Source organism: Cytobacillus spongiae (assembly GCF_021390075.1).
In genome coordinates, this window is the sequence record NZ_CP089997.1 from 3,587,167 (window position 1) to 3,604,104 (window position 16,938).

Sequence of the window (16,938 nt, forward strand, 5' to 3'; positions counted from 1 at the left end):
AGAAGTTGTTATTTAGCTAAAGGGCAGTATTGTTGAACAAGGTGATTATTGAACTATTTAATTCGTTGAGGGGTTAAATGAGATTGAAACTTTTATCTTATCTGTTAATTGTTATAGGTAGTATTCCTACTATTTATTTTGGTGTGCTCCCCATCCTATTTATTTATCCAGCGAAACCTGGAGGAGGAATAAACTGGGGATGGGTTTTACATGAGGATGTCAATAGACTATATTGGCAAATAGGTATATTCATAATGCTATTAGGATTAATTTTTCTTCTAATAGGGAAAAAGAAAAATGCATAATTTTTTATACCATATAACAGGAGCTTTAATGGAACAAGAAAATAAAGGAAGTCCAAATAACATTTTCTTTTTATCATAGCGAAAATGTTTTTGTGTGTAAGTATGACCTTGCTAATCCACTATCAAGGGTGGATATTAAGCAGCTCTTAGTTCTTCAATCGTTGTGTAATTGGACTTCCTGCAACACCCCAATAATAACGAAGTAATCTGCTCCTCATACGGCAATTTCTTGTTTAATTGGAGAAAACTGAACCAATACAAGTAATTGTCTAACCATCGTGTTGATACCCCTGAAATCTATCCAACCACTGTTTTAGTTGGTTATGGTAACTGTTAACGTGTTGGATATGGTAGATGTGTTTTCGTACATAGATACCCTTACTTGCGTTTATGGTTCGTGCGGCAACTTCTTCAACTTGGCAAATTTCTTGTAATTCGTCGCTGTATCGGTGCACAAAATACTAGAAGGGTCGATGTAGTCCCCTAATACACTTTCGATTTCAGAGGCGGTTGTTCTCCCAAAATCATTTTTTCTACTGATGATATTTCCGTTCCTATCCATTGCCACCAGAATGTTTACTGACTTTTACTAATCCCACATTCAGGAGCCACTCCACCACGTTTACGAGGCTCCCTGTGAGTGATACGCTTGCCTCCTTTCATACTTTCAAGTAGATAGGTTTCATCACTTTCAATGACACCTTGAAGAACACTGTCGCCGACAGAACGGACAGAATTTAACACTTTATGTCTCCAGTAGAAAGCCGTAGAAAGGTGGATATTAAGACGCTTTACGATTTTGGGAAGAGTGTATCCTTCCACCATCAATTCAAAATAACGAAGCCACAAATGAGGTTTGTGTGTACCTTCAACTGGCGTGTTGGTCATATCGTTGAACGTCTTAAAGCAATCCTTACATTTATAGCGTTGGCGACCACGATATTTCCCGTGTCGGACTACTACCGTTGAACCACAATGAACACATCCAAGCCCATCACTAAAACGAGTTTCTCTAATGTTAGATATTAGTTTAGCAATATCGGATTTGTTGGCAGTTTTATCACGCTCAATCGCTCGAATAAACTTTTCCTTTTCTCCGTCAGGTAGGTCAAAGAAAGCTTGATATACATTTTCCCACATTGAAAAACCTTCCCGCACGTACGTTCTTGTTAGATTTATACGAAATTTAGATATTATCCACAATATTTACGAAAACAGGCAAAAAATAATACAGGATTTTTAATAAAACTTTTTTACAAATTATCAAACTTTATTTAAATCTACATTATTAACATCTTGTTTATTAAATATTTTATATATAATATCCGGTAATTGTCTGTAAGGATTATTTTCCACAATCAATAGAGGTTTTTCTTAGTTTCTGATGAATAGTTAGTTGGAGAATATATCATTTTTCAGGGAGAATTCCTATGAAATATTTCTTTATTACCATATTGCATAACATGAAATTAGATCATAGGTTCGAGACCTGCCACTCAATGATTTCATATAAAGCACTTATTGCGAGATTTATACATAATGTAATGGCAACCAGCCATGAGCCTATGGTTAATGGGGTTTTTCTTAATAAAATTCCTCTTATCACAATCACAAAAAACCTTTCAAGAAATGCCCAAACCGATCATAGTGATTCCAGCTCAGATCAAGATGATCCTTAATCCATTTAAAGAGCTGTTTATTGCAAAATAGAAGTGCAGACCTTTGCAAAGGAAAAATGCAGAGTCCTGCACTTATTTTTATAAGGGCATAAAAAAAGACTTGCCAGTCACCCCAAGTCCCTCTAGTGTAATTGGTGTCGAATCAATACATGGAGGTTTCGAAAGGATGCTAGCAATGTCTGATGTTAATTGTATCAAAAATCTAAGAAACAACAAAGGTCTATCTATCTCTCAGATCCAGAAAATATTGGGGGTCAATTGGAGGACAGCTAAGAAGTATGCTGATGAAGACCAGGTACCCGAAGAAACCCTGAAAGTTAGAAAAGGGATGATGTATGAGGAAAAGTGGGGAGACATGGTAGCAGATTGGTTGTTTGAAGATCAAAAATTAAAAAGAAAATCTAGAAGGACAAATAAAGAGCTACATAACGAACTAACTAATTACGGATTTACCGGCTCGTATAGAACTGTGTGTAATTTTGTGAAAGAGTGGAAAAGCAGTCATCAAGGAAGACAAAGACAGAGGACATGAAAGATTAGAACACCCTCCGGGTGAAGCCCAGGTGGATTTTGGTGTAATGGAAGCTGTACAAGACGGAGAATTAGTAGATGTGCGTGCATTGATAATGTCTATGCCTTACAGTAACACTGGCTTCGCGATACCACTACCATCAGAGAACCAAGAGTGTTTCTTATATGGATTGAAGCAGCTGTTTATTCAAGCTGGTGGAGTGCCAAAATCATTACGTATTGATAATCTCACACCGGCAGTAAAACAAACGCGCTCCAAAATAGAAGAGGCAAAATTAACGGATGAATTTATGCAATTTCAAAATCATTATGGATTTCATGTGCAAGTTTGTAACCCTAGAAGTGGCCATGAAAAAGGAAATGTAGAAAACAAAGTAGGTTATATTCGATATAACTTTTTCACCAATGCCCCGGTGATGAAGAGCTTTGAAGATCTAACATTACAGTTGGAGGAACAACTGCAGGAAGATCGTAAAAGGCTGCATTATGAGAAGGAAGTTCTTATCCAAGAGTTATGGGACCAAGAATTTATTAGCTTTACCTGACAAAGACTATCCAGTATTTAAAGAAGACTTTGCGAAGGTGAACAAGTATAACGAAGTGAATATTGATAAGTTCCTTATTCATGTACCAAGAGCATATAACTATAGCCAATTGCGCCTAATCCTAACATGGGATCAATTTAAAGTCATTTCACCAGATGGTGAAATTCTTTTGGAGGACTTCCGTCCTTACATGAATAAGCGAAAAGCTCTTCCTTGGCTATCTATTATTAAAACGTGGGTACATAAACCAAGAGTTCTGAACTACTCTCGATATCGTGACTACCTACCGGGAAGGGTAAAGGAATTTCTACTAACGGACAACTTGCTTATTCGTAGAAAGCGTTTAGAGTCTCTTACAGCCCTCCTGATTACTCATGACATGAAGCGAATCAATGAAGAATTTTATGACCTAATTGAGAAGGATCAATTGAATGGTGATAGTAACCCTTATGAAGTGGATTGGAATCAATACGATGCCCTATCTCCAATGCAGGAGGCAGGCAAATGAGTGATCAATTACGAAGCAAATGCAAGACTCTACGATTGGCACATATAGCAGAAATCCATCATCAAATCCCCTTCGAGAATTTGGAGCAATATCTAAATGATTTGTTTGACGAGGAATTTAGATTAAGGGATCAGACAAAATCGATGAGACTAATAAAGAAAGCCAGATTCTTGGATAAGAAGAGTCTTCAAACTTACGAGTGGACTGAGCAGATTCGTATTCCAGCTCATACATCAAAAGACGAAATATGCAGTTTGAATTTCATTGAAAGTGGGCAAAACGTAGTGTTAGTAGGCTCTCCTGGCACAGGAAAAACCCATCTAGCAACCGCTTTGGGAAGGAAGGCTTGTGAAAATGGATATGAGGTCCGCTTTTACCGTGTCGCTCATTTAGTAGAAGAATTAGAGCAGGCGTAAAATCAAATAAGCTCTCAGCATTTCGTAAGAAATTGGAGAAAGTGGATTTAATCATCCTGGACGAAATGGGCTATCTGCCATTTAGTAAAGAAGGTTCGGAGCTATTATTCCAACTTATTTCTGAATTTTACGAGCAGAAGAGTTTAATTATCACGTCAAATTTAGAATTTAGTCAATGGAACCGGATATTTACAGATTCGAGATTGACTGCAGCATTGGTGGATCGGCTGATTCACCACGCTCACATTATTTCTTTTCAAGGTGAGAGTTACCGCTTAACGATTCATTATCTTAAAGAAAAGTAACCTGGGTGACAAACCTCTGTACTTTTCTTTGCATTTTTCTGCACTTTTCTATTGCAAAATACAACCTTGGATTATTTCTCTAAAAAATTTTTTAATGTCTCTTTCATTGAATTTTAATTTCTTCTGAGAAAAAATATAGAATCAACAAAATTCTTTATCTACTTCGGTAGGAATTCATAGAAATTCCCATTGGCTTCACCCCATATAAAATTATTCTTTATTTTTATTCTACATTATTAAACTTCAATATCGACCTAATTTTTTCAATTAATATAAATAATAGAAAAAATGGTTATTTCCATGTGTTATTAAACATTGAACAGTAGATTTAACGTAGGATTCACCATTAACTTACATATAAAAAAATCTATAATTCTTATTCAACAAACTGGCCCGTTTGTAGAACATTGGTTTAATTTATTTCTATGTTAAAAGCTTCACCCATTCCAAAAGAAGATTATTGGGACACTTAAAAAAAGAAAAAGAGTGGTGTGTTAACCACTCTTTGACTTCTAACTACTTTTTTATCACCATTAATTTCCATATTGAAAAGTCAAATTACACTTTTAATGTTGCGGCACATGAACTTTTCAAGAATTCTCCATTTGAATAAATATATTTCTCTGCACAAATAATAAACATAAATTCAATGTTAATGGAGGAAAATCATGAATTGCCTGGTAAAAGTGCTTATACCTAAAGAGTCCCTAATTCCGTTAAATAATGGTAAAACTATTCAAGCAACCTTCTATAAAACTGAAGAAAATTCTGATTCTTACGCAGAGGTTTTTGTTCCGCTTTAATGGATATGTGATGAACATGTGAAAGGAGTTATATTTACTAAAACAAAAAATTGGGTTCAGAAACCAACAACTGAGAATGAAAATACTCAAATCGGTGTTATTTCTATTTGAATTTTGCTTCAACTATAAATTGAATAAAAGGTTAGATATTGAAAAATAAAATCCTGTATTAGGTTAAATTAAAAAACAAATCCCCAAGGTGCTTTGTTTTTTTAGATATACTTAGCAAAACTTGCTTAATTTCATCTTTCACTTTTTCTAATTCTTCTAACCAAAGTTCAACAAGTTTCACACCATCGATTAATTCAACATTTAATCCTTTCAAAAAAGTTGATTTGATATAAAGGTGTTGAGCCTGTACAGATCATATTCTGTTTATTCTCCCCTGTATATGAATAAAATCCTGCATATTTTTGGCTGCTTATTTTCAATCTTTGAGGAGGTATAGCTCACCCTTACTTTAAGTACACTAATTCACAATCTTTTCCTAAGAACATATAAATGAGTTACTTTATTTCAAATCATAAGAATGCAACTCCGTAACTAAAAGTAAGATCACTCTATTAGCTTAGTTGTTCAATTTATTTATTTCTGGATATTGTAACAATAATTTTTCGTTTGCTAATTCCATCTGCATACAATACTCCGAATAAGAAACACTTAATTTTTTCATTGCAGGAATGAATACATCATAATAACCACTTGTATTATTAAACTCTTTAAGAATTGTTTGGATCTTATAGATGGGGGAATTTTTGTATTCTTCGGACTGCTTGTAGGCCAAGTATCGCTCGACAACTTCCTTGTTTTCTGACAAGAATTTATCAGGATTTTCAATAGATTGCTTTGTATTCTCTATCATGTCACGAATATTTTCTGTGTTAATATGCTTTGTGCATTCCATTAAGAACAATTGTAAGTCTTCAGTTAACTGCAATGAAGGTGCATTATCCAGAAATGCTATTATTTCTTCATACGCAGATTGCTGAACTGAAGTTGTAATAGGCTCATTCAAAAATCGTGCAAAATGCAGGCAAATAAATCGACCGTAGTAACCTGGAAAAGCCTCTAATATCTTTTCGGTTACACTTGAACTCTGTTCAATAGCTCTCAGTTCCTTACTTAGTTCAGAATAATTTTTGTCAAAACTTAGTTGGTCAAGAATGGATTTTTTTACCTGATCCCTCTGCATAATTAATTCTCTTTGTACCGATATCTTTTGCAATGTGTTGTTTGCCTTATCGGCAAGCACTGACTTGATTTCCTCTGTTCTAAGCCCAAGTTTACGGAAGACATAAATTTTTTTTAAACACTCTATATCATTTTCGCTGAAATCACGGTACCCGTTGTCTAAAATATTGGGAAATACCAATTTTTGTTCTATGTAATACTCAATAGCTTTTTTAGTCAAATTTGTTAACTTACTTGCTTCATTAATTAACATAACTATCACCTCTCAAAAAAAGCATAAGCTAACACCCAAGGTGGTAGTCAATAGTTTTTTTTATAAATCATCCTTGTTTCCCATATTGCTCCTATTTTGTAGCTTTGAGCATTTTATTAATTCATTTTAAAACATTAATAAGTCATTGAATATCTAATCATTTGTCCAATTATTTCCTTTTTTAACTATTCTGCTCATTTACTCCCTTAAGAATGAAAATAAGCCAAACAAATAACAAGTTTTGTATAAAAACTTGAATATTTTTGGCTTATAGTGATCCTTGCTAAATGTAGTAGTCGAGTAGAAGAGAACCTCTCTACCTTACGGTTGATTGTATTCTCCCCCCTCACAGAACCGTGCTTGCGCTATTAACGCACACGACTCCTCCTAGTTATCATTTACAAAATATAGCTAATCTCTTTTCTTAAGTCGTATATATTAACCTTAACTCTTGCGTAAGGTAATGGATATTTATTAAGAAACAGTTTGAATTTCTCCCAATTAAATGATTTCCTTTGACTTCTTCTATTGAGCCATTTATACAGCAGGTATCCGATTTTGTCTCTGAATTTGTTTACACTTGGGGTATTATCTGTGATGCAATAATAATTGTAATACCCTACAAGAGAGCGTCTAAATCTATCCATAATTAAATGAATATCTTTATTTCTGTTAATCTTCAACCATTCTTTAGATTCTTTGAGTTTGCCTTGGACTTTCTTCTTGCTTGACTTCCGTTGCCGAATGCTTATTTAAGCATATCCTTGCCAATCCGGCAAAATTATGGTTAAAGTCACACAAAATAAAAAACCCACCAAACATTATGTATTGGTGGAGACGGTGGGAGTCGAACCCACGTCCAGAAATATCGGCACTTAAGCTTCTACGAGTGTAGTCGATATATTCATCATTCGCTGCAACTTCTGCCTATCGACAGGCGCCCGAGCAGCTAGTCTGGTTGTTCTCTTCCTTCTCCCTCAGACGGCGAGATCCGGCGTAGTCCACTTAAAGTGAGTCCCTTACCCTACCACATGGACGATGGAGGGAGGAACCGCTAAGCGCTATTAAGCAGCTAAAGCGAAGTTGTTTTGTTGTTTGCCAGTTATAGGCTTTGACGTTTTAACGAGGCCGATCCCCTCGACTCGCAACCTAAGCTCGAACTACCCCTGTCGAATCCGTAACGTCCCCATATAAAGGTCAACGTCGAATCTTATTCAGCACGTGACGTTAGGAAGCTCAGAATAGATGAGCATAAGTCAGTGTCACTCGTGGTGACAAGTTCTATTATAGCATACTGCAAGTAAAATTCAATTGTTAATAACTGTAAACTACATCTTTTGGCGATCTCGGAAAGCACGCTCGATTTCACGTTTCGCTTCTTTCTTTTTCAAATCTTCACGTTTATCGTATTGCTTCTTCCCTTTAGCTAAGCCAATTAGAACTTTGGCAAAGCCATTTTTTAAATAGAGCTTTAATGGAACGATAGAATATCCTACTTCCTTCGTTTCTCCCATTAACTTATCAATTTCCCGCTTGTGGAGGAGTAGCTTTCTTGTTCGAAGCGGGTCATGGTTATATCGATTTCCTTGTTCATATGGGCTAACATGCATGCCGAGCAGGTGGACTTCCCCTTGTTTAATTTGAGCGTAGGAATCCTTTAAATTCACTCGTCCAGAGCGAATAGACTTTATTTCCGTTCCTTGAAGAACAATGCCAGCTTCATATGTTTCCTCGATGAAATAATCATGATAAGCTTTTTTATTCTGTGCGATCACTTTCCCTGATCCCTTTGGCATATGACTTCCCCTTTCTCTATTGCTTTATTTTAACAAAAACTCTTTTCATTCTCAACGGGGAAGGCAAAGAGAGCCTATACTAGACTCTCTTCGACTGAATGATCATTTTTTCTTACGCTTTGCTTTTGGTGCGTTTTCAAAATGCTTTTTGTCTTTCTTCCGCTTCTTCCCTGGTGCTGTTCCTTTAGAGCCATTCATTGGCTTACGGTCACCCTTAGCCTTTGATTTTCTCGGTTTCTTTTCATTGCTACCTGTTTTAAACACTCTTGGTGCATCAGAGATTTCACGGCGGCGAGTCCCTTTCATACCGACAATTTCAAAATCAATTGCTCGCTCTTCCTTATTGACTTTAACTACGCGAACTGTAATCTCATCCCCAATGCGATAAACATTCCCCGTGCGCTCGCCGATCATCGCGTAATGGCGCTCGTCATAGCGATAATAATCATCGGTCATATAGCTTACGTGAACAAGTCCTTCGATCGTATTCGGAAGCTCCACAAATATACCAAAGTTTGTAACAGAGCTAATGATTCCATCATACTCTTCGCCGACCTTGTCCTCCATATATTCTGATTTTTTAAGCTCATCGGTTTCACGTTCTGCTTCAACCGCTCGGCGTTCCATCTTAGACGTATGCTCAGCGATATCTGGTAGAAGTGCACTCCATTTCTCTCTTGTTGCTTGGTCAAGCTTGCCTTCAATTAAATACGTCCGGATGAGGCGATGAACGATTAAGTCTGGATAACGACGAATTGGTGAAGTGAAATGAGTATAAAACTCAGTAGACAACCCAAAGTGTCCTAAGCTATCTGGATTGTATTTCGCCTGCTGCATCGAGCGTAGCATAACCGTTGATACAACCATCTCTTCTGGTTTCCCTTGTACTTCTTCAATAATTTCCTGAAGAGCCCTTGGGTGAACAGCATTAGCTGTCCCTTTTACTAAGTAGCCGAAATTCGTAATAAACTCGAAGAATTTACGTAGCTTGTCCTCTTTCGGGTCCTCATGGATACGGTAGATAAACGGTACATCCAACCAGTGAAAATGCTCAGCAACCGTTTCATTTGCCGCAAGCATGAATTCTTCAATAAGGCGTTCCGCCACAGATCGTTCTCTTAATACAACATCTGTTGGCTTTCCTTCTTCATCAACTAGAACTTTGGATTCTTTAAAGTCAAAGTCGATAGCCCCACGATTCATTCGCTTCGTACGGAGAATTTCTGCAAGCTCAGCCATTAATTCGAACATCGGAACAAGCGGCTCATAGCGCTTGATTAGATTCTCATCCTTTTCGGTTAAAATTAAGTTAACATCGTGATAGGTCATCCGTTCAGTTGTTTTTATCACACTTTGGTAGATTTCGTGATGAACGACTTCCCCTTCTGGTGTAATTTCCATCGAACAAGATAAGGTTAAGCGATCCACCTTTGGATTCAAGGAACAAATCCCATTCGATAGTCGGTGAGGAATCATTGGAATCACTCGGTCAACAAGATACACACTTGTCCCGCGTTCAGCTGCTTCACGGTCGATAGTTGAATCTTCTGTTACGTAATATGTAACATCAGCGATATGAACACCCAGCTTATAGTTTCCATTGTCTAGCTTCTCAACCTGTACGGCGTCATCTAGGTCCTTTGCATCTGCACCATCAATCGTGACAATCGTCTCGTTTCGGAGATCTCTTCTATTTTCCAATTCACTTTCGTTAATCGTGTCTGGCGTTTCGTTCGCTTGGTTAATTACTTCATCTGGAAAAGCCATCGGCAGGCCATGCTTATGAATGATCGAGAGAATATCGACTCCTGGATCATTTTTATGACCTAATATTTTTACAACTTCTCCCTCCGCACTCTTGCGCCCTTCAGGATAAACTGTTAATTCAACTACGACTTTGTGGCCTTCTACAGCTCCCTTAGAAGCAGCTTTTGGGATGAAAATATCCCCTGCAAACTTTTTATCGTCTGGTAACACAAATCCGAAGTTTTTGCTTTCGATGTATGTTCCGACGATTTTTTGAATGCCTCTTTCTAGAATACGAACAATGGTCCCTTCTCTTCTTTGGCCTGAAGTTTCTGAGGATACACGTGCAAGTACCGTATCTCCATGCATCGCATTATTCGTTTCATTCGGCGGAATAAAAATATCGTCCATCCCCGGCTCATCAGGAATCACAAAGGCAAACCCTTTAGCATGTCCAGTTAGTTTTCCGCGAATAAGATTCATTTTTTCCGGCAATCCATAACGATTGCTTCTCGTCCGTACAACTAGTCCCTTTTCCTCCATCACAACAAGCGCTTTTACGAAATCTTTGAAATGTGTGGAATCTTCAATTCCGAATGCCGCCTCTAACTCTTGTACAGTTAAAGGCTTATATGCTTCATCCTTCATGTAGTGTAATAGCTTATCTACATGCTGCTGAATGTTTTGTTCCATAGTCATACCTCCTTCTTCTATTTATCTTGCCAATCAAGTGATTCTAAAAATTGATATACATCTTCGTGTAATTGATCCCGCTCTTTGTCAAGTGTGATGACATGCCCTGATTCTTCATACCATTTCAACTGCTTATGTTCGGTTTCTACTTCATTATAAATAATATTAGCGCTGTCCGTATTAATCATATGGTCGTGGCGTGCTTGAACGACAAATGTAGGAGCATAAATCATATCCACATGTTCGCGAACGTCGGCAATCAGTCCCTGTAGAGCTTTTAACGTATTCATCGGTGTTTTTTGGAACTCCATCATTTCCTCTTCAATCTCTTCTGAAGTTTTACCCTCTTGCTTTTTATATTCGCGAGCATAAGCCAGGATTCCTTTATACATAATCTCTTCGCTTTTGATATACATCGGCGCGCACATAGGCACAATTCCCTTTATAGGTACAGTGTAACCTAATTTTAAAGAAAATACGCCTCCAAGGGACAACCCTACGACAGCGATTTCTTCGTGTCCCATACTTTTTAATAATTCGTAGCCTTCCATGACGTCCTTCCACCAATCTTCTGGACCCGTATGAACGAGTTCTTCCGGTGGAACCCCGTGTCCTTTGTATTGCGGCGCATGGCAGGTATAGCCTCTTTGTTCAAGATAACGGGCGAGCATCCGCGTATCTGCCGAATTTCCTGTGAATCCGTGGAGACAAAGGACCGCTCGGCTTCCCCCCTCAAATGTAAATGGCTTAGGTGCAACTCGTTTCATTTCGTTTCGAACTCCTTTAATCTATGTAATTGAATAAATATCCTTCTGCTTATTTTTTAACAAATATTGAAGTCGCATTCCACTAAAACGACCTATTTTCCGCCCCAATACAACAAAAAAACCTGACCGATAAGGCCAGGCAGTATAATTAAAGACCAACATACGATACTAAAATTGTTAATACAAAGAATAATACAGAAAGAACGATCGTCACACGATGAAGTACCAAATCAATACCGCGTGCTTTCTGCTTTCCGAATAAAGATTCTGCTCCTCCAGAAATCGCACCTGAAAGGCCTGCACTTTTTCCAGATTGAAGAAGTACAACAACAATAAGAGCAATTGACACAATAACCAATAATGTGAGTAGTAACGCGTGCATATAGCCACCTCCTGAAAAACGTACATTACACAGTAGTTTAAATGTACCATATATTGACGGCTTAGACAATAGGGGATGTCAAATACGGATATAATCTCATTTTCGCTGATATATTTTGTTTTTCGCTGATATATTTGAAATTTCGCTGATAAACCAAAAATTTCGCTGATATGTAAGAATCTCCTGATTTTTATAGCAGGAGTTTACTATTAAGTTAGAGAAATAAATATTCATCTTATCGAAGGAGGCATATAAATGATTATAAAACACCGCAGTATCCCTTTACGAATTCTAAAACATGAAGCTTTATTGAGAAGAATCTCTAATAATCATCCGAAAAGGATAGAAATCGAGAGGAATTTAACCAAAAACTTAGCTGGTTACAAAGGAGAGAAGACGATTGATTACCATTTAGAGCACTTGAAAGATTTTATGATTCTTCATGATGTAAGACTCTCCATTAACAACCTTACATTTCAAATTGATACCCTTTTACTCTCTTCAAAGTTTCTCCTCTTATTAGAAATTAAAAATATTTTTGGTACCCTTATATTTGATCATGAATTCAAGCAATTAATTAGAAAAAATAAAGAAGATAAGGAAGAAGGCTTCCCAACCCCCCTTGCTCAAGCTAATCGTCATAGTATCCTCCTAAAAAAATGGCTAGATACCCACACCAAATTTAATTTACCTATTGAATACTTCATTGTAATTAGCCACTCCTCTACCATTCTAAAAACTTCAACTAACTCCATTCAACTATTCGATAAAGTTTTTCATGCACAACATCTAATTGAAAAGATTAATACAATGCAGAAAAAATATAGAACGGAACACTTAGATGAAAAATCCCTTAAGAAATTAAGCAAACTCATAATTAAAGCACATTCCCTTGAAGATTTTAACATCCTAAGCTACTACAAAATGGAAGAGTCTGAGGTAATTCCTGGTGTCGCCTGTCCCAATTGTAAACAAATTGGAATGGTTCGTTTGCATGGATGCTGGAAGTGTCCTTCATGCACTCATTTGTCCAAAGATGCCCATTTATCCACCATTTCCGATTATTTTCTACTAATTGATGATCGTCTAACTAACCATAAGTTCTGTGAATTCTCTTTACTTGCTTCTCCAAACATAGCTTCAAGGATACTCACCACCCACCTCCCCCACTCCGGCAGCAACTGAGGCAGAGTGTATGACAGGCCTCTCACATGGTTTGTTTCTGCTAAATAGAAAAAAACGCCGACACGATGGTCGACGTTTCATATAATCATTAGCTCATTATTTTTTTAGGTTGTAGAATGTGTTGTCACCTAGGTATTGAGCAGTTGTGCTTAATTGGTCTTCGATGCGTAGTAACTGGTTGTATTTCGCTACACGATCTGTACGTGATGGAGCACCAGTTTTGATTTGGCCAGCATTTGTTGCTACAGCGATGTCAGCGATTGTGTTATCTTCTGTTTCTCCAGAACGGTGTGAGATAACTGCTGTGTAACCAGCGCGTTTTGCCATTTCGATTGCATCGAAAGTTTCTGTAAGTGTACCGATTTGGTTTACTTTGATTAGGATGGAGTTTCCAACGCCTTGCTCAATTCCTTGAGATAACTTTTTCGTGTTTGTTACGAATAAGTCATCCCCAACTAATTGAACTTTGTGGCCGATGCGCTCTGTTAAAAGCTTGTGACCATCCCAGTCATTTTCGTCTAACCCATCTTCAATTGAGACAATCGGATACTTAGAAACTAGCTCTTCGTACCAATCAACCATTTCTTCAGATGTTTTAACTACACCTTCACCTTTTAGGTGGTATTTGCCGTCTTCTCTGTTGTATAGCTCAGAAGATGCTACGTCCATTGCAAGCTTGATTTGCTCACCAGGTGTGTAGCCAGCTTTTTCAATTGCTTCGATGATCGTTTGAAGCGCTTCTTCATTAGACTTTAAGTTTGGTGCGAAACCACCTTCGTCACCTACTGCTGTGTTAAGACCTTTGTCTTTTAAAACTGATTTTAAGTTATGGAAAATTTCTGCACCCATGCGTAATGCTTCTTTGAAGTTTTCAGCTCCAACTGGCATGATCATGAATTCTTGAATATCTACATTGTTATCTGCATGCTCTCCACCGTTTACGATGTTCATCATTGGAACTGGAAGCTGCTTCGCATTGAATCCACCAAGGTATTGGTATAAAGGCATATCTAGGTAGTTTGCTGCTGCATGAGCTACTGCCATTGATACTCCAAGGATTGCGTTAGCTCCTAATTTCCCTTTGTTTTCTGTTCCATCAAGAGCGATTAATGCTTGGTCAATGCCAACTTGGTCTAGAACATTGTATTCTTCGCCAACTAATGCTGGAGCGATAATTTCATTTACGTTTTCAACTGCTTTTAATACACCTTTTCCAAGGTAACGGCTTTTGTCACCATCACGAAGTTCTACTGCTTCGTATTCACCTGTAGATGCACCACTTGGAACTAGGGCACGACCAAACGCACCTGACTCTGTAAATACTTCTACTTCTACTGTTGGATTTCCACGAGAATCTAATACTTCACGAGCATAAACGTCTACGATAAATGGCATATTAATTGTCTCCTTTTTTTGAGGCTTATAAGCCTTTTTTATTATAAGATGTTGCTATTGGGGCTTTCGTAAATACCTACGGAATCTATTTTTTAATCAAGGTTGTTCCTGTCATTTCTTCTGGTTTTGCAATCTGAAGCAAATCAAGCATGGTTGGGGCTAAGTCTCCTAAAATTCCACCCTCACGTAACTCGGCTCCCTCTTTTGTTACAATTACTGGAACCGGATTTGTAGTATGAGCAGTCATTGGAGTTCCTTCCATCGTTACCACTTCATCAGCATTTCCATGATCCGCTGTGATAATCGCCGTTCCACCTTTGCTGACGATTAAGTCTACTACGCGTCCTAAACATTCATCGACTGTTTCCACCGCTTTAATAGTTGGCTCTAGCATCCCAGAGTGTCCAACCATATCTGGGTTTGCGTAGTTGAGAATGATTGCGTCAAAATTGTCTGCTTCGATTTCTTTGACAAGAGCATCGGTTACTTCGTATGCACTCATTTCAGGCTGTAAGTCATATGTCGCAACCCTTGGCGAGTTAATTAAAATGCGCTGCTCACCAGGAAACTCTGCTTCACGTCCACCACTCATAAAGAAGGTTACGTGTGGATACTTTTCTGTCTCAGCAATACGAAGTTGTCTTAAGCCGTGCTGAGATAATACCTCACCAATTGTATTATCTAAGTTTGTTGGTTTAAAAGCAACATACCCATCAACTGTCTCACTAAAGTGTGTTAAACATACAAAGTGAAGGTTTTTCGGATGCTTTTCTCCACGATCAAATGAACGGAAGTCTTCGTTCGTGAAAGTGTTGGAAATTTGAATCGCACGGTCTGGACGGAAATTATAGAAAATTACCGCATCATCGTCCTGAATCGTTGCAACTGGCGAACCATCCTCTTTCGTCATAACAGACGGAATAACGAACTCGTCAAAGATTCCATTCGTATACGAGTCTTCCACTAGTTCAAGCGGGCTTGAATAAGTTGGGCCATCTCCATACACCATGGCACGATAAGATTTTTCTACACGTTCCCAGCGCTTATCACGGTCCATTGAGTAATAGCGACCTGATATTGTTGCGAATTCCCCAACACCGTATTCCTGCATTTTAGCTTGAGCATCTTTTATATATTGCTCCGCTGTTTTCGGACCAACATCACGACCGTCTAAGAAGGCGTGTACATACACATTTTCTACGCCTTCTTCTTTTGCAAGACGTAGCAATGCATATAGATGTTGGATATGGCTATGAACTCCACCGTCAGATAATAATCCGAATACATGAAGGTTCGTACCTTTTTTCTTTGCGTGATTCATTGCGTCAATGAACGTCTCATTTTTTTCAAATTGACCTTCGCGAATTGCAATGTTCACTCTTGTTAAGCTTTGATACACAACGCGGCCTGCCCCAATATTGAGGTGTCCTACTTCAGAGTTCCCCATTTGGCCCTCTGGTAATCCGACTGCCTCTCCAGATGCTGTTAGAGTAGCATGAGGGAATTGGTTCCAAAACCGCTCAAAGTTTGGTTTTTTCGCCTGTGCTACTGCATTCCCTTTTACCTCATCTCGGCAAGCAAAGCCATCTAAGATGATTAAGGCAACAGGTGCTTTACTCATTCTTCCCTGCCTCCAATAATTGCAAGAATGATTGAGCTTCTAAGCTAGCTCCACCAACTAATGCTCCATCAATATCTGATTGTGCCATGTATTCTTTAATATTACCTGGCTTCACACTTCCACCATATTGAATCCGTACTGCTTCAGCTACTTCTTGAGAAAACTGCTCAGCCACTACTTTACGGATATGTGAACATACTTCATTTGCATCTTCAGCCGTTGAAGACTTACCTGTTCCGATTGCCCAGATTGGCTCATATGCGATAACCGTTTCCTTCATTTGCTCATCAGTTAAACCTACTAGTGCTTGCTTCACTTGATCGCCAACTAGCTGATTTGTTTCACCGTTTTCACGTTGCTCTAACGTTTCTCCAACACACACAATAGGAGTTAAGTTGTACTTAAACGCTGCAAGTGTTTTTTTGTTTACCGCATCATCTGTTTCATTGAACATTTCACGACGTTCAGAATGTCCTAGGATTACATATTTTACTCCAATATCTTCTAAAGCTCTTGGGCTGATTTCGCCTGTATATGCACCGCTTTCTTCAAAGTGCATGTTTTGAGCGCCAATTTCTACATCATAGTCCTTTGCAATTTCTACTAGACGATCTAGAAATAATGCAGGAGCACATACAACAGCCTCTACTTGATCCTTGGATGGAACTAATCCGTTGATTTCTTCCATAAAGCTTTTCGCTTCAGGTAGAGTTTTGTGCATTTTCCAGTTCCCAGCGATAATTGGTTTGCGCATTACTGGCACATCCTTTCCGTTTTAGAAAAATAGACATTATATTTCAATCGGCTTCATCTAATA

Annotated in this window: 14 protein-coding genes, 1 other RNA gene and 3 pseudogenes; 6 read left to right on the forward strand and 12 right to left on the reverse strand. The window is 38.1% G+C overall.

Annotated elements, in window-relative coordinates:
• Nucleotides 1-440: 440 nt before the first annotated feature.
• Together LS684_RS18170 and LS684_RS18175 are read right to left on the reverse strand one after the other, a co-directional pair.
• Nucleotides 441-1,445 (reverse strand): annotated as a pseudogene (locus LS684_RS18170) (IS1595 family transposase).
• Nucleotides 1,446-1,797: 352 nt separating this feature from the next.
• Nucleotides 1,798-1,997: pseudogene (locus LS684_RS18175) on the reverse strand (DUF2238 domain-containing protein); the annotation flags it as partial.
• 30 nt (nucleotides 1,998-2,027) lie between these two features.
• Here LS684_RS18175 and LS684_RS18180 point away from each other — a divergent pair.
• From LS684_RS18180 to LS684_RS24170, 5 genes and pseudogenes are all read left to right on the forward strand, one after another.
• Complete coding sequence (locus LS684_RS18180; protein ID WP_233808136.1) at nucleotides 2,028-2,516, forward strand: hypothetical protein; 489 nt, start codon at nucleotides 2,028-2,030, stop codon at nucleotides 2,514-2,516.
• Between the two features lie 46 nt (nucleotides 2,517-2,562).
• Nucleotides 2,563-3,060: a hypothetical protein gene (locus tag LS684_RS18185; protein WP_233808138.1), complete on the forward strand. Its 498-nt coding sequence runs from the start codon at nucleotides 2,563-2,565 to the stop codon at nucleotides 3,058-3,060.
• A complete protein-coding gene (locus LS684_RS18190) occupies nucleotides 3,002-3,568 on the forward strand; it encodes a hypothetical protein (protein WP_233808140.1) in 567 nt (188 codons plus the stop codon). The genes LS684_RS18185 and LS684_RS18190 overlap by 59 nt, the downstream gene beginning before the upstream one ends.
• Nucleotides 3,565-4,289 (forward strand): annotated as a pseudogene (gene istB, locus LS684_RS18195) (IS21-like element helper ATPase IstB). Before LS684_RS18190 ends, istB begins: the two are co-directional and overlap by 4 nt.
• Before the next feature lie 668 nt (nucleotides 4,290-4,957).
• Entirely contained in the window at nucleotides 4,958-5,092 is a 135-nt protein-coding gene (locus tag LS684_RS24170) for a hypothetical protein (protein WP_267930307.1), read from the forward strand.
• Nucleotides 5,093-5,660: 568 nt separating this feature from the next.
• On the opposite strand, the gene LS684_RS18200 is transcribed toward LS684_RS24170, so the two are convergent.
• From LS684_RS18200 to secG, 7 genes are all read right to left on the reverse strand, one after another.
• Nucleotides 5,661-6,536, reverse strand: coding sequence for a MerR family transcriptional regulator (locus LS684_RS18200; RefSeq protein ID WP_233808142.1), 876 nt, complete (start codon nucleotides 6,534-6,536; stop codon nucleotides 5,661-5,663).
• A 398-nt stretch (nucleotides 6,537-6,934) separates the two neighbouring features.
• On the reverse strand, nucleotides 6,935-7,219 hold the full coding sequence (locus tag LS684_RS18205) for a group II intron maturase-specific domain-containing protein (RefSeq protein ID WP_267930308.1): 285 nt from the start codon (nucleotides 7,217-7,219) through the stop codon (nucleotides 6,935-6,937).
• 146 nt (nucleotides 7,220-7,365) lie between these two features.
• Nucleotides 7,366-7,724, reverse strand: a transfer-messenger RNA (tmRNA) gene (ssrA, locus tag LS684_RS18210).
• A 140-nt stretch (nucleotides 7,725-7,864) separates the two neighbouring features.
• Nucleotides 7,865-8,332, reverse strand: coding sequence for an SsrA-binding protein SmpB (gene smpB, locus LS684_RS18215; protein ID WP_233808147.1), 468 nt, complete (start codon nucleotides 8,330-8,332; stop codon nucleotides 7,865-7,867).
• Between the two features lie 102 nt (nucleotides 8,333-8,434).
• The gene (gene rnr / locus LS684_RS18220; protein WP_233808152.1) at nucleotides 8,435-10,771 is read right to left on the reverse strand and encodes a ribonuclease R; all 2,337 of its coding nucleotides are present in this window, start codon (nucleotides 10,769-10,771) and stop codon (nucleotides 8,435-8,437) included.
• Between the two features lie 17 nt (nucleotides 10,772-10,788).
• A complete protein-coding gene (locus tag LS684_RS18225; RefSeq protein WP_233808153.1) occupies nucleotides 10,789-11,538 on the reverse strand; it encodes an alpha/beta hydrolase in 750 nt (249 codons plus the stop codon).
• A 148-nt stretch (nucleotides 11,539-11,686) separates the two neighbouring features.
• Nucleotides 11,687-11,920, reverse strand: a complete 234-nt coding sequence (gene secG / locus LS684_RS18230; protein ID WP_233808156.1) for a preprotein translocase subunit SecG — start codon at nucleotides 11,918-11,920, stop codon at nucleotides 11,687-11,689.
• A 255-nt stretch (nucleotides 11,921-12,175) separates the two neighbouring features.
• On the opposite strand from secG, the gene LS684_RS18235 reads away from it, so the two are divergent.
• Nucleotides 12,176-13,105, forward strand: a complete 930-nt coding sequence (locus tag LS684_RS18235; protein WP_233808158.1) for a nuclease-related domain-containing protein — start codon at nucleotides 12,176-12,178, stop codon at nucleotides 13,103-13,105.
• 96 nt (nucleotides 13,106-13,201) lie between these two features.
• On the opposite strand, the gene eno is transcribed toward LS684_RS18235, so the two are convergent.
• The 3 genes from eno to tpiA all read right to left on the reverse strand — a co-directional run bounded on the left by eno (nucleotide 13,202) and on the right by tpiA (nucleotide 16,875).
• Nucleotides 13,202-14,500, reverse strand: coding sequence for a phosphopyruvate hydratase (gene eno / locus LS684_RS18240; protein ID WP_233808160.1), 1,299 nt, complete (start codon nucleotides 14,498-14,500; stop codon nucleotides 13,202-13,204).
• 85 nt (nucleotides 14,501-14,585) lie between these two features.
• Nucleotides 14,586-16,121 (reverse strand): 2,3-bisphosphoglycerate-independent phosphoglycerate mutase, encoded by a 1,536-nt coding sequence (gene gpmI, locus LS684_RS18245; RefSeq protein ID WP_233808162.1) that lies wholly within the window; start codon nucleotides 16,119-16,121, stop codon nucleotides 14,586-14,588.
• Nucleotides 16,114-16,875, reverse strand: a complete 762-nt coding sequence (tpiA, locus tag LS684_RS18250; protein WP_233808164.1) for a triose-phosphate isomerase — start codon at nucleotides 16,873-16,875, stop codon at nucleotides 16,114-16,116. Before tpiA ends, gpmI begins: the two co-directional genes overlap by 8 nt.
• Between the last annotated feature and the right edge of the window lie 63 nt (nucleotides 16,876-16,938).

Bases quoted from the DNA above. Each gene is read 5' to 3' on its own strand.
- LS684_RS18185 (WP_233808138.1), top strand. From the start codon at position 2,563: ATGGAAGCTGTACAAGACGGAGAATTAGTAGATGTGCGTGCATTGATA.
- LS684_RS18190 (WP_233808140.1), top strand. From the start codon at position 3,002: ATGAGAAGGAAGTTCTTATCCAAGAGTTATGGGACCAAGAATTTATTA.
- LS684_RS24170 (WP_267930307.1), top strand. From the start codon at position 4,958: ATGAATTGCCTGGTAAAAGTGCTTATACCTAAAGAGTCCCTAATTCCG.
- LS684_RS18200 (WP_233808142.1), bottom strand. From the start codon at position 6,536: ATGTTAATTAATGAAGCAAGTAAGTTAACAAATTTGACTAAAAAAGCT.
- smpB (WP_233808147.1), bottom strand. From the start codon at position 8,332: ATGCCAAAGGGATCAGGGAAAGTGATCGCACAGAATAAAAAAGCTTAT.
- rnr (WP_233808152.1), bottom strand. From the start codon at position 10,771: ATGGAACAAAACATTCAGCAGCATGTAGATAAGCTATTACACTACATG.
- LS684_RS18225 (WP_233808153.1), bottom strand. From the start codon at position 11,538: ATGAAACGAGTTGCACCTAAGCCATTTACATTTGAGGGGGGAAGCCGA.
- secG (WP_233808156.1), bottom strand. From the start codon at position 11,920: ATGCACGCGTTACTACTCACATTATTGGTTATTGTGTCAATTGCTCTT.
- LS684_RS18235 (WP_233808158.1), top strand. From the start codon at position 12,176: ATGATTATAAAACACCGCAGTATCCCTTTACGAATTCTAAAACATGAA.
- eno (WP_233808160.1), bottom strand. From the start codon at position 14,500: ATGCCATTTATCGTAGACGTTTATGCTCGTGAAGTATTAGATTCTCGT.
- gpmI (WP_233808162.1), bottom strand. From the start codon at position 16,121: ATGAGTAAAGCACCTGTTGCCTTAATCATCTTAGATGGCTTTGCTTGC.
- tpiA (WP_233808164.1), bottom strand. From the start codon at position 16,875: ATGCGCAAACCAATTATCGCTGGGAACTGGAAAATGCACAAAACTCTA.